The organism is Microbispora rosea, from assembly GCF_044460045.1.
Lineage (GTDB): Bacteria > Actinomycetota > Actinomycetes > Streptosporangiales > Streptosporangiaceae > Microbispora > Microbispora rosea.
Genome location: NZ_JBITJO010000010.1, coordinates 156,801 through 169,168 on the forward strand (window position 1 = coordinate 156,801; position 12,368 = coordinate 169,168).

The 12,368-nt window shown below is 69.0% G+C and carries 10 protein-coding genes and 2 CRISPR repeat arrays; of the genes, 7 read left to right on the forward strand and 3 right to left on the reverse strand.

Translation table 11 applies throughout. The annotated features are described in order from the left end of the window. The first annotated feature begins 610 nt into the window (after positions 1-610). The 4 genes from istA (at position 611) to ACIBK1_RS32920 (ending at position 3,872) form a co-directional block, all read left to right on the forward strand. Positions 611-1,843 (forward strand): IS21 family transposase, encoded by a 1,233-nt coding sequence (istA, locus tag ACIBK1_RS32905; RefSeq protein WP_142652474.1) that lies wholly within the window; start codon positions 611-613, stop codon positions 1,841-1,843. Next, positions 1,840-2,640, forward strand: coding sequence for an IS21-like element helper ATPase IstB (istB, locus tag ACIBK1_RS32910; RefSeq protein ID WP_142652473.1), 801 nt, complete (start codon positions 1,840-1,842; stop codon positions 2,638-2,640). Before istA ends, istB begins: the two co-directional genes overlap by 4 nt. A 354-nt stretch (positions 2,641-2,994) precedes the next feature. Continuing rightward, entirely contained in the window at positions 2,995-3,333 is a 339-nt protein-coding gene (locus tag ACIBK1_RS32915) for a hypothetical protein (protein WP_142652472.1), read from the forward strand. A 92-nt stretch (positions 3,334-3,425) separates the two neighbouring features. Beyond that, positions 3,426-3,872 carry a hypothetical protein gene (locus ACIBK1_RS32920; RefSeq protein WP_142652471.1) on the forward strand — a complete coding sequence of 149 codons (447 nt, stop codon included), beginning with the start codon at positions 3,426-3,428 and terminating at the stop codon, positions 3,870-3,872. Positions 3,873-4,128: 256 nt separating this feature from the next. Here the strand turns inward: ACIBK1_RS32920 and ACIBK1_RS32925 are convergent, their stop codons facing one another. The 3 genes from ACIBK1_RS32925 to ACIBK1_RS32935 form a co-directional block, all read right to left on the reverse strand. Next, positions 4,129-4,545, reverse strand: a complete 417-nt coding sequence (locus tag ACIBK1_RS32925) for an NUDIX domain-containing protein (RefSeq protein WP_396739579.1) — start codon at positions 4,543-4,545, stop codon at positions 4,129-4,131. A gap of 556 nt (positions 4,546-5,101) precedes the next feature. Further along, on the reverse strand, positions 5,102-5,602 hold the full coding sequence (locus tag ACIBK1_RS32930) for a hypothetical protein (protein ID WP_260617556.1): 501 nt from the start codon (positions 5,600-5,602) through the stop codon (positions 5,102-5,104). A gap of 46 nt (positions 5,603-5,648) precedes the next feature. Next, complete coding sequence (locus tag ACIBK1_RS32935) at positions 5,649-5,990, reverse strand: hypothetical protein (protein WP_142652469.1); 342 nt, start codon at positions 5,988-5,990, stop codon at positions 5,649-5,651. A gap of 462 nt (positions 5,991-6,452) precedes the next feature. Here ACIBK1_RS32935 and ACIBK1_RS32940 point away from each other — a divergent pair, with 462 nt between their 5' ends. The 3 genes from ACIBK1_RS32940 to ACIBK1_RS32950 are packed head-to-tail and all read left to right on the forward strand — an operon-like array spanning position 6,453 to position 9,356. Next, the gene (locus ACIBK1_RS32940) at positions 6,453-6,845 is read left to right on the forward strand and encodes a plasmid mobilization protein (RefSeq protein WP_142652468.1); all 393 of its coding nucleotides are present in this window, start codon (positions 6,453-6,455) and stop codon (positions 6,843-6,845) included. Further along, positions 6,842-8,500: a relaxase/mobilization nuclease domain-containing protein gene (locus tag ACIBK1_RS32945; RefSeq protein WP_142652467.1), complete on the forward strand. Its 1,659-nt coding sequence runs from the start codon at positions 6,842-6,844 to the stop codon at positions 8,498-8,500. The genes ACIBK1_RS32940 and ACIBK1_RS32945 overlap by 4 nt, the downstream gene beginning before the upstream one ends. Further along, the gene (locus ACIBK1_RS32950; RefSeq protein ID WP_142652466.1) at positions 8,490-9,356 is read left to right on the forward strand and encodes a hypothetical protein; all 867 of its coding nucleotides are present in this window, start codon (positions 8,490-8,492) and stop codon (positions 9,354-9,356) included. Before ACIBK1_RS32945 ends, ACIBK1_RS32950 begins: the two co-directional genes overlap by 11 nt. A gap of 605 nt (positions 9,357-9,961) precedes the next feature. Then, positions 9,962-11,332: direct repeats of the CRISPR family, unit length 29 nt; unit sequence CGGCTCACCCCCACGTGCGTGGGGAGGAC. Positions 11,333-11,425: 93 nt separating this feature from the next. Further along, a CRISPR array of direct repeats spans positions 11,426-11,698; the repeat unit is 29 nt; unit sequence CGGCTCACCCCCACGTGCGTGGGGAGGAC. Positions 11,699-12,368: the final 670 nt, after the last annotated feature.

Sequence of the window (12,368 nt, forward strand, 5' to 3'; positions counted from 1 at the left end):
CCCGCTGATCAAGCGAAGCCAAATCAAGGATGTGCTGGCCCGGCGATCGAGCACCCGATGACCCATATCCCGACTAGGAACGTCGTCGCGTCGTATGCGGCGACCATCACTTGCCGGAGGGCGTCGGACTGGCCGTGGGTGATGCGGATCAAGATCAGCATGCCGATCGTGCACAACAACGGTCACGCCACCTATTCGGCGAGTCAGGCCGTCAGCGGGATCTTCGCCGACCCCACCCGTCGGCTCAGCGCCGGACAGCGCCACAGAATGCGTTCCTGCCGATGACCGACTAACAGATCACTGCGGTCAAGCACGTCGCGGTGACGCCCGGGCAGCGGCCGGTCATCGCTCTGGCCGTCGTCCTTTGCATCTGGCGATTGCCTTCAACCTCAGCTCGGCGACCGCGATCGCCCACGCCGGCATCGCCCGGCACCTGCTCGAGCGACCCATCGAACCGCCACCGCCTCAGCCGAGGCGCCCGCCGCCTCCCACACTGGCACCCGATGCCGACCGCCGTCCCCGGCGTGAGTCGCACCCCGAATGTCGGTTCCGGTTGAAGACTGACCCTGTGGTTCCGGCGGAATCGTGACCCACCCCCGACGCTGGTGAGGTGTTGAAGGTGGAGGACTGGGCGGAGATCCGCCGGTTGCATCGGGCTGAGGGACTGGCGATCCGAGCGATCGCCCGCAGGCTCGGGATCGCTCGGAACACGGTGCGCAAGGCACTGGCCTCGCATGAACCGCCCCGGTATGTGCGATCCGGGAAAGGATCGATCGTCGACGCGGTCGAGCCGCGGATCCGGGCGCTGCTGGCGGAGTTCCCGGACATGCCGACCTCGGTCGTCATGGAACGGGTCGGCTGGAGCAGGGGTAAGACGGTGTTCTTCGAGCGGGTGCAGCAGCTGCGACCGCTGTATCGGCCGGTCGATCCGGCCTCCCGCACCGAGTACCAGGCCGGCGAGCTGGCCCAATGCGATCTGTGGTTCCCGCCGGTCGATGTCCCTTTGGGGTTCGGGCAGAGGGGCCGTCCGCCGGTGCTGGTCATGGTCAGCGGCTACTCACGGATCATCAGCGCGGTCATGCTGCCCTCGCGCAGAGCGCCGGACCTGCTGGCCGGACACTGGAGACTGCTCAGCGAGTGGGGCCGGGTGCCGAGGGCCCTGGTGTGGGACAACGAGGCCGCGATCGGCCAGTGGCGGGCCGGGAAACCGCAGCTGAGCGAGGCGATGACCGCCTTCCGCGGAACGCTGGGTATCAAGGTCATCCAATGCCGTCCGGCCGACCCGGAGGCCAAGGGCCTGGTCGAACGCGCCAACGGCTATCTGGAGACCTCATTCCTGCCCGGCCGGTCGTTCGTCGGCCCGGCCGACTTCACCGCCCAGCTGAGCGATTGGCTGGTGCGGGCCGGTACCCGTCATCACCGGCGGCTCGGTTGCCGGCCGATCGACCGGTGGGAGGCCGACCGGGCGGCGATGCTGCCCCTGCCGCCGGTCGCGCCGACGGTGGGATGGCAACTGAGCACCCGCTTGCCCCGCGACCACTACGTGCGGCTGGACTCCAACGACTATTCGGTGCACCCGTCGGTGATCGGCCGGCGAGTCCACGTGACCGCTGACCTGGACCAAGTCGTGGTCACCTGTGACGGCGCCGCGGTGGCCCGCCATGACCGCTGCTGGGCCGACCATCAGACCATCACCGACCCTGCCCACCAGGCTGCAGCGGCGCAACTGCGTCAGGCGCGGCACCTGGCTGCGCTGCGCCCGCTGCAGACCGCGGTGGAGCAGCGGCCGTTGTCGGACTACGACCGGCTGCTCGGCCTGACCGATGAGGAGATCGCCGGATGAGCGCCCCGACCGGCAGCAAAAGCACCGGCAGGAACGTGGCCAGTGAGATCGCCTATCTCACCCGGGCGCTAAAGGCTCCCTCCCTGGCCGCAGCGGTCGAACGGCTGGCCGAACGCGCCCGCTCCGAACAGTGGAGTCATGAGGAGTTCCTGGCCGCATGCCTGCAGCGGGAAGTCGCCGCCCGCGAAGCCCACGGCGGTGAAGGCCGCATCCGCACCGCCCGCTTCTCCGCCCGCAAGTCGATCGAGGAGTTCGACTTCGATCACCAGCGGTCCCTCAAACGCGAGGTCATCACCCACCTGGGCACGCTGGACTTCATCACCGCCAAGGAGAACGTGGTGTTCCTCGGCCCGCCCGGCACCGGCAAGACCCACCTGTCCATCGGGCTGGGGATACGGGCCTGCCAGGCCGGGCACCGCGTCGCCTTCGCCACCGCCGCCGAGTGGGTGGCGCGTCTGGCCGAGGCCCACCAGGCCGGACGGCTCCAGGGCGAGCTCGTCAAGCTCGGCCGCATCCCGCTGCTGATCGTCGATGAGGTGGGTTACATCCCCTTCGAGGCCGAGGCGGCCAATCTGTTCTTCCAGCTGGTCAGCAGTCGCTACGAGCGGGCGAGCCTGATCGTGACCAGCAACAAGCCGTTCGGCCGCTGGGGCGAAGTCTTCGGCGACGACGTCGTGGCCGCAGCCATGATCGACCGCCTGGTCCATCATGCCGAGGTCGTCTCGCTGAAAGGCGACAGCTACCGGCTCAAGGACCGAGACCTCGGCCGTGTCCCCGCAGCCAAGACCGACAACTAAAGATCAAAACTTCGGGTGGTTCAAAGTTCACCCGGAACAGCCGGGTCACGATCGAGCCGGAATTGACACCCGAACCCGACGCCATTGCGACCCTGGAACGCCGAACAGCCGTGGGTTCCTGCTGAAGAACCTTCAGTCACCGTGAACCCGCCGCACTCGAAGCAGCAAGATATGCATAAACCATGCTTACGACTCCCGGGGCGGCGGGAGTCCTACGACCGGGCGCGGTCGTGCAACGAGTGCGGGAGCAACGGCGTGTGCGCGGCGAAACCCGAGCCACATCAGAGGCTCTACGGAACTCGGCGCGGTTCAAAGACCCCGGACACACATGGTCGACGGAGACGAGGACAAGTGGTGCCAGGCGCGAGCCGCAAGCGCATTCGGCCGTTGGCCGGGGCGGTGGTCTTGGTGACCCTCGCCTTGGCCGCGTGCCAGCCTTACCGGGACGAGATCTTCAACATCGTCAACGAAACTGGCGAGAACGTCGTGGTCACCTGGAACAGAGGCGACCTGTACGCCAACCTTCCTCCCGGCGGATCCATCGAGAAGATTCCGCCGCCAAACCGCTGCCGGGTCACTCCCCTGCCCGACGACCGGTTCACGGCGACGACGGAGACCGGAAAGCGCTACACCTACGGGCGGCCCATGTGCCCCGGAGAGACGTGGCACATCCGCAAGCCTCTTTCATCCTGAAATCGCAGCTCATAGCCGGTGAGGCCAGCGATCATCGGGGCCCTGGCCGCGCCGACCGTAAGCAGTCCAGCACCTCTTGCGATTCTAGAGTCGTGACCGATCTCGAGCCTGTGGATCTGGAGTTGCTCGCCGGGACCGCCGCAAGGATTGATCCGCTCATGCAGGGCGTCCTCGTCAGTGGGGATGTGAAGCAGATACGCGGCTTCGTCCTCGAAGCAGCGTGGAACTGTATGGAGCGGCCGTACTTCGAGCACCTGCGGGGGGTAGGCGGGCTCTACCGTGCCTGGATGGAAATCGACGACATTCTCGACGGCTGGCCCGTCGACTATGGGGCGGACACCGATGACCTGGTCATGCGCGAGTTCAGACTCGCGGCGCGGGAGTGGCTGGACATGCCGCGGACTGAGACCGGGTTCCGGGACTACGTGCATCGGTGGGAGAGGCGGGTGGCGGAAGACACCTGGCCCGCACCCGGAGGAGCCCATTGGCGGCAGCGGCTGGCCTCACCTGGCGATCGCGACGACTCCCGCCAACTTTGAGATCTTCACAACCTGATGACGCTTGGCTTCGTTCGCGAGATTGGGCGCCAGATGTTCGCGACTTTCGGCGCCACGTTGCTGGCGCCGCGTGCCGAGATGTTCGTGAGAACTGGCACCACTTGCGGATCTTGCCCGCCGGTGACGTCGGCGGTAGCTCCGGAGCCCCGTTCACCTCCGTGCAATCACTCATGGACCGAGCCGGGTGCGAGTGCGCGGATCTGCCGATGAGCGCGCACCCCTGGCTTTCGGAGCGACGTCACGTGACGAGCACGGCGGTGAGCATCGAGAGATACGACTCATGGGCGAGACGCAGGCTGTCAAGGTCGGACGTCTCGAACCACGCCACAGCGTCATGCTCGTCCGGCGCGGCGTTGACGGGTGTTCCGGTCCACCTGTCGACCAACCAGATTTGCATGTCGAACGTCGCGGTCCGGATCTCATGCATCGGCGGGCTGGACGGCTCCGATGCCGTGATTGCCAACTTCTCCCGAAGCTCGCGGACAAGGCTCTCTTTCGGATCCTCCCCCTCCTCAACATGACCGCCCGGTAGGTCCCACACGTCGGGATACCAACGGCGCCCGGCGCTTCGATGACACAGCAACACCCGATCGCCGTCGCGAAGAACTGCCGTCACAATCCGGACGGGACCGGAGTCGTCAGCGGAGATCGTCATCGGCACATTCTGATCCATGGGGATCTGCCGCAGACAAGGCGCGCCCCGCCGCCGACACCCCGTCACCGTGCGTTAGCGGTGCGCTGGCAGACGACAGGCATATCCCGCCCCCACCGAGGGGTGGCGCCCAAACTTACGAACATCGAGGTCGGTGAAATTCCGCTGGTGCCGAAAATCAGCGAGATCTGATGCCAGAACTCACGAACAAAGCCAGACGCTGGTCAGCAGAGATAACAGAAGGCCGGGTTGACGCTCCCACGCCCCATCCAGGCAAGGGAGCGTCCGGTAGGCGGCGAGCGCCCAAGGCGCGACGTTCAAGATGCATGCAGTGTCGGTGACCGGCATCAACCGTAGTGTTCGCCGAAAGATCGAAGTTATCCGGGGCGCGCTTGATCTGTAGCGGCTGAGGTTCCGGCTGAGTTGCTGCGCTTCCGGTGAGATAGTCACCCGAGGTAGTCTGTCGGTGACGCCGGGAACCGCGGGTTCCTGGAAGCCGTGAGGCCAGGTGACCTGGGGCATGACCGGGAGCCTGGCCTGGCGCTTTTCAGGGTTCGGATCAGAGCACCCTCACGGGGAAGTCGATCACCCTGTCGCCGAGAATCTCCCGGTAGCGAGGGTCGCCCAGCTTCTCGGCGCGGACGGCGCCGGCCACGATGTCGGCGACCCACAGTAGGGCCTCGCCCGCGCCGGGCAGATGATCGATGCGGAAGCGGGTGCCCTTGGGCAGTGTGTAGCGGGCGTGCTGCACAGTGGTGACGTCCCTGGTGTTGAGCGTTGGCTGGCGGGCCTCCATGAACAGTTGCTCGACTCCGAACCCGTGCAGTTCGAGCACCAGTTGGTGAAGGCAGTAGGCGCGGGCGCGCTCTTGTCTGCGCTGATGGACCGGAGACCCGACCGCAACGACATGCAACCCGTCGATCTCGGCCACCGTGTAGGCCAGCTCCAACCGCTCTTTGTCATCGCGGGCGACCCAGTGCAGCTTGGCCGGGGCGTGCCGGGCCTGCGCCTGCAGCATCTGCGCACGTGCCGACTCCTGCGCGGAAGCGGGGATGATCACGGCAGCGATGATGTAGAAGCCGGCCGTGTCGTGCTCCTGAAACGACTCATCCGCCCAAGCGGTGCTCACCCTCACGCGGCATCGTCCCCCGGGGGCCTCCTCGGAATCGGGCCCGCAGCACCTCGTGGTCGGCGATGACCAGGAACCCCGCACGGTAGACCCCGATCGTCGCCCGCGGCATCTTCACGATCGGCTCCCAGCCACGGTCACTGTGCAACAGGTCCGTGCCATGCAACTCCTCCGGGACGACCCCGTACGCCTGCCCGGCGCCGGCCACGACCTCGTCCAGGGCGCGTGTCAGGGAGATCACCTGGACGTACGAGACCGGCAGCGCAACCATGGAGTAGCGGTCGCGGGTGTAGCTCTCGTCCACGTACGCCAGCAGCACGTCACACAGCGTGACAGACCCCTGACAGCCTCGGGCGGAATCCGGCGGTCACTCGGTGAACACGCCTCGGGGTGACCTGGGATGAAACGGCTACGATCACTGCGAACCGGACTGGCGGATAGTGATGTCGAGGCCGGTGCCACCGGGAAGCCGTGCTCAGCCAGTTGGCGGTTCACGTGCCGCGTCATCCGGGCCACCCGGGCGGGGTCGGCCTGCCGGGCGCGTTCGCGCAGCAGAGCCAGCGCGCGCTGGTCGGTGATGTGCTTTTCGGTGACGGCGTCGTTGAAGACCGCGGTCACGCTGGCGGCCTTGCCTGCCGCGACGAGGTGCTCGGCGTATTCGAGGATGCCGGCGTCCACGGTGATGGTGATCCGGACCTTCCTGCCTCCGCGCATGCTCGCAATCCTGCCTCGGCGATGACGTCACGGTGCGGGCAACGCCGTACGGCCAGGGTCGGCGGCGATGGAGGGGAACAGGCAGGGGCGCCGTCGGCGGCGGGGGCCCAAGCGGCGCCGCGTCGTGCAGTTCTCGCTCGACGACGGCGAGTACGCCGAACTGGAGGAGGCCGCCGCCCGCGACGGGCTGTCGCGCGGCGCGTACGCCGCCAACGCCGCACTGACCGCCGCACGGGGCCAGGCCGGGCCGCAGGTCCCCGTGCTGCGGGAGGCGCTCCGTGAGCTGATGCGGGCGAGCGAGCAGGTCCGCAAGATCGGCGTGAACCTCAACCAGACCGTCGCGGCGCTGCACGCGACGGGGGAGGTCCCGCCGACCCTGCGCCTGTACGCCGCGGCCTGCATGCGATTCGTCGCCCGCCTGGATGAGGCGGCGCACGCCGTACTGAAGAAGATTCCATGATCGGCAAGGTGCGGCGCGGCGGCCGCGTGGCCGGGCTGCTGCGCTACCTGTACGGCCCGGGGAAGGCCAACGAGCACGTCAACCCGCACCTGGTCGCCGGCTGGCGGGGACAGGACGAACTGGAGCCGCCGCCGCGCGCGGACGGCAAGCGCGACTTCACCCGGCTCACCACCCTGCTCCGGCAGCCGTGCGCGGCCATCGGCGAGGCCGAGCGCGTATGGCATTGCATCGTCCGCGCCGCCCCGCAGGATCGGGACCTGACCGACGCCGAATGGGCGCACGTCGCACGCGAGGTCCTGCACCGCGTTGGGCTCGCGCCGTACGGGCAGGAGGCGGAGGCGGTGCGCTGGGTCGCCGTCCACCACGGCGACAACCACATCCACATCGTCGCCACTCTCGCCCGGCAGGACGGCGGCAAGGCCCGCACCTCCAACGACTTCTACCGGCTGCGGGAGGCCTGCCGGGCTGTGGAGGCCGAGCTCGGCCTGCGCCGTACCGCGCCGGGGGACCGCACCGCGGCCAAGCGGCCGACCCGGGCCGAGCGCGAGCAGGCCGGGCGGCGCGGCTGGTCGCAGATCCCGCGCGAAGGCCTGCGGCGACAGGTGGTCGCGGCGGCCGCGGGCGCGGCGTCCCCCGAGGACTTCCTCGCCAGGCTGGCGCAGGCGGGGGTGCGCGTCAGGCTGCGACGGCGCGACGACGGTGAGGTCGTCGGGTACGCGGTGGCGCTCGACCACCACCGCACCGCCGCCGGCGCCCTCGTCTGGTACGGGGGAGGGGCGCTGGCCCCCGACCTGACCTGGCCCAAGCTGCGCGCCCGCTGGCGACGTACACCCCAGGACGAACTCCGGGAGAAGGTCGCGACCGCCGCTCGTGACGCGCACGACGAACAGGAGTTCTTCCGCCGCCTGGCCGAGCAGGGCGTGCTCCTACGGCTGCGCCACAGCCAGACCAACCCCGGCCAGGTCACCGGATACGCCGTCAGCCTGCCCGGCATGACCCATACGGCCGACGGCGCCGGCGGGGGAAGCGGGGAGCTGATCTGGTACGCCGGGGGCCGCCTTGCCGGCTGGCTCACCCTGCCCCAGCTACGCCGGCTGTGGCGTACCGGCGAGGCCGGCTGGACACGAGCCGAGCGAGAGGCACTATACGGCCAGGCCGCACAGGCGGCGTCCGCCGCGGCAGCCCGCATCAGGGACGATCCGGCCTCGGCCGCCGACGCCGCATGGGCCGCCGCCGACGCCCTGCGCATGGCCGCCACCGCGCTCGGCAACCCGGTCCTGGCCAAGGCGGCCGAGGAATACGAGCGCGCCGCCCGCGCCGGCTACGGCCGGATTCCGGCGCCGTCGCCGGAGGGCGTACGGCTACGCTCCGCGGTCCGGCTGCTAGCCCTGTCGGGCGCCATGAGCCGGGACACGACGCTCGCCGGCATGGTCCTGGTCGGCGTGCTGGCCTCCCTCGTCAATGCGGTCGCCGACCTGCGCCGAGCCCAGCAGCACGCCGCCCAGGCCGCCGCCGCCCGCCAGGCGGCGAACCGGCTGCTCACCCAGGTCACGGTGTCGGCAACGCCTCCCGCTCACCCTCAGCCCGTACGGCTGCTCCAGGACCCTCCCGGGCAGCCCGGCAGCACGGTCAGGGAGCCCCGGCATGGATGGTGAGCACTACGACGACCCGATGCGCGAAGCGTTGGGACGGGCGTCCGGGCGAACGGCCCAGCTGACCTCGTTTGTCGCGGTCGCCGTCCAGGTGGGAGTCGACGTCGCGCGGCGCCAGGCCGAAATCGCGCAGGCCCGTGACCTCGCCGCCCGACGGGAGCTGGAACGGCAGGCGCACGCCGTACGGCAGGCCGCTCGATCCCGCTGGGCGCCGGCGCACGACGCGCGCTGGCTCGGCGAAGCCGACCTGCTCGACGTCGGCAAGATCTGGAGCGCCGCCGTGCCGCACGCCGCCGACGACCCAACAGCCGAGGCCGCCGTGCGTAAGTGCGAGGAGCGGCTGCGCACGCTGCACCCGCAGGCGATGGCGGACTACGACCAGCTGCGCGCAGACGGGATGAGCCGACTGGAGGCGATGCATCAGGCCACCCCGTCGTTCTCCCGAGACGCCCGTGGCCCCGCCCCGCGTCGCGCGGCGGTCACCGTCGGCGTGGGCCACGAGGCGGTGTTCGACAACTTCGAGCACGGCCCCTTCCGTGAGGACTGGGAACGCGCCGCTGAGCAGCGCGCGCACGGACTCTTGGACGAGTTGGGCGCCTGCCCCGGCGCCGCTGCACCCACGGACGAGGAACTGCGGCTGGTCCTGGAGAGCCGTACGAACCTGCCACTGCAAGCTGTCAACGTTGCGCTAGCCACCCGGACCAGTACGGCGGCAGCTCTGGCCGCCCTCGACCACCCAAACACGATCGACCAGGTGGTGAAGTCCGCCGTCGACGACCCCGCACCCATCTCAACTTCCCCGGTCCATCCCATGCGCCACGAAGCTTCTTTGCCCACAGCCAATCCGCCTGCTCCATGAAGGGAAGACGGCTCACCTCACGTGGACTCGAGAGCGTTACCAATGCGCGGTGATGCCCGCGGCTGACCCCCACGTGCGTGGGGAGGACCTTCGAAGCTGCCAGAGATCGCCACGTCAGACCGGCTCACCCCCACGTGCGTGGGGAGGACACGGAGGTCGGCGTGGCGTTCCACCGCACGGTCGGCTCACCCCCACGTGCGTCGGGAGGACTTCTGCGCGGCGATGCCGGCCCATTCGGCGGTCGGCTCACCCCACGTGCGTGGCGAGGACGGGAGCGGGTACTGGGCGTCGATCTCCGCGACCGGCTCACCTCCACGTGCGTGGGGAGGACTTCCAGCGCGTCTATCTGTGCGACGGCCCGGACGGCTCACCCCCACGTGCGTGGGGAGGACAACCGTACCCAGACACGGTCGCCGACCTTGAACAGCTCACCCCCACGTGCGTGGGGAGGACGGCCCCAAAGCCACCCCTGCGGGTGCCCCAGCGGCTCACCCCCACGTGCGTGGGGAGGACTTCCCGGATTGGGCCGACGATGAAGAGTAAGACGGCTCGCCTCACGTGCGTGGGGAGGACTCGAGGGACCGCTGCCAGTCCTCGTACTCCTTCGGCTCACCCCCACGTGCGTGGGGAGGACGACAGCAGGCCCCGACGCGTGAGGCGTCGGGGCGGCTCGCCCCCACGTGCGTGGGGAGGACTCCAGGATGCCCTCGCGAGCGGCCCAGACGTCCGGCTCACCCCCACGTGGGTGGGGAGGACGTCGGGATCATCGGCAGGCTCGACCGCCAGGACGGCTCACCTCCACGTGCGTGGGGAGGACGCGTCCCCCCTGTAGATCGACCACGGTTTCGCCGGCTCACCCCCACGTGCGTGGGGAGGACCGCACCGTCGACCCCACCTGCGGGACCGGCCACGGCTCACCCCCACATGCGTGGGGAGGACGTCGGGATCACCGGCAGGCTCGACCGCCAGGACGGCTCACCCCCACGTGCGTGGGGAGGACGATATCGAGAACATCAAGCGGTATCCCGACATCGGCTCACTCCCACGTGCGTGGGGAGGACAGAAGTTCCTTGACCCGGGCCCGGCCCAGGTCCGGCTCACCCCCACGTGCGTGGGGAGGACTAGTATCCGGTGCTGAGTCACTCGGCGGAGACGGCTCACCCCCACCTGCTTGGGGAGGACGTGGCCACCGTGTGGGTCGCCCTGGTCGCCACCGGCTTACCCCCACGTGCGTGGGGAGGACACCGACCCCGGGACCGGCTTCCCGTGGGACCACGGCTCACCCCCACGCGCGTGGGGAGGACCTGTCCCAGCCCTCGTCCTCCCAGGCGCGGTACGGCTCACCCCCACGTGCGTGGGGAGGACAGGTACAGGCCCTCCCGCTCCGCCGGGGACAGCGGCTCACCCCCACGTGCGTGGGGAGGACACGTATTGAAAAAGAGACTCGACCCATCCGGACGGCTCACCCCCACGTGTGTGGGGAGGACTTCATCTGCTGGTCATGCAAGTACAGCGGGAACGGCTCACCCCCACGTGCGTGGGGAGGACTCGGAGCAGATCAGGATACGCACGCTCGGGTCCGGCTCACCCCCACGTGCGTGGGGAGGACGCCGCCCTTGAGGACGAGTACGCCATCGCCTGCGGCTCACCCCCACGTGCGTGGGGAGGACCGACGGACCTCTACAACCCCATACAGCCCCAGCGGCTCACCCCCACGTGCGTGGGGAGGACGACATCACCACCGCGTTCATTCCCACCGCGGTCGGCTCACCCCCACGTGCGTGGGGAGGAGTCGCGGCCGATCCAGTGCAGCGTGCCGCCCGGCGGCTCACCCCCACGTGCGTGGGGAGGACTGGGGCACGGTGTCGATCGGCACGGGCGCCAGCGGCTCACCCCCACGTGCGTGGGGAGGACAGCAGGCGGGAGACGACGATGGCAAGGAACTCCGGCTCACCCCCACGTGCGTGGGGAGGACTACACGTTCGCCCTGCACAACGTGTCACGGGTCGGCTCACCCCCCACGTGCGTGGGGAGGACGTGCGCAGCGGGTCGGACGCGGGGCTGGCTTCCGGCTCACCCCCACGTGCGTAGGGAGGACGCGGCGACGCGCGTGCTGTCCCGGCCGCGGGGCGGCTCACCCCTACGTGCGTGGGGAGGACCAGAATGCGGAGCTGGGCAACGGAGTAGAAGGCGGCTCACCCCCACGTGCGTGGGGAGGACATGCCCAACGTCCACAAGCTCCCCGCCAAGGCCGGCTCACCCCCACGTGCGTGGGGAGGACGGCGCCCAGAAGCGTCTCCACAGCCGTGGAGGCGGCTCACCCCCACGTGCGTGGGGAGGACGAGAACGGGGTGAAGATCTCGTTGGGGTCGCCCGGCTACCCCCACGAGCGTGGGGACACACACACTTCGCGACCTGCTGTTTCTACAAACGCACTCGCATCCTGGAAGCAGGCCTAGCGGTGCCGATGCGATCGCAAGCTTGGGTCTCGTGCTCATCCGGATAGCCCGGATGACGATGATTCTGTTCTCAAGCAAGCCTTCATTGCGGTCCATTCGACTGCGAAGGGCTCGGATCGTACTACGTCATTGATCCTGATCAGGTCCGCAACTGCGCCTCGCCTCGTACCCATCTCACCGACACCGATCGGCGGCCCACGTGACATGTCAATCCCGACGTCTACAGTGTTAACCCATAGGCTTGGCGTCGGCTGGGCCTGATTGAGACTGTGATGCGAGGTGACGTTACCCGGGCCGGAATACCCCAAGCCAGTTCCGATCCCGGGTCCTGTCCGCCCCGACCACCTCCGGCCGCCGTCCCGTCATCACTGCTGGGGTTCGGATCGCCGCCGCCATCAGCTGTGGTTATCGGTCTGCCGCTCCCTGCGATGTCGACGACACGTGAAAACTGGATCAGGCACACTTTCCGTGATCGGACCCCGGCTGAGCTGATCACAGTTCAGGTGTTCTAGCCAGTAGCTCGCCTCCCAATGGCGACGATCTGCGGCGTGTT

Excerpts from the sequence above, each read along its gene's own strand:
- ACIBK1_RS32925 (WP_396739579.1), bottom strand. The coding sequence starts at position 4,545 with ATGACGATCTCCGCTGACGACTCCGGTCCCGTCCGGATTGTGACGGCA.
- ACIBK1_RS32950 (WP_142652466.1), top strand. The coding sequence starts at position 8,490 with ATGGATGGTGAGCACTACGACGACCCGATGCGCGAAGCGTTGGGACGG.
- ACIBK1_RS32945 (WP_142652467.1), top strand. The coding sequence starts at position 6,842 with ATGATCGGCAAGGTGCGGCGCGGCGGCCGCGTGGCCGGGCTGCTGCGC.
- ACIBK1_RS32940 (WP_142652468.1), top strand. The coding sequence starts at position 6,453 with ATGGAGGGGAACAGGCAGGGGCGCCGTCGGCGGCGGGGGCCCAAGCGG.
- istB (WP_142652473.1), top strand. The coding sequence starts at position 1,840 with ATGAGCGCCCCGACCGGCAGCAAAAGCACCGGCAGGAACGTGGCCAGT.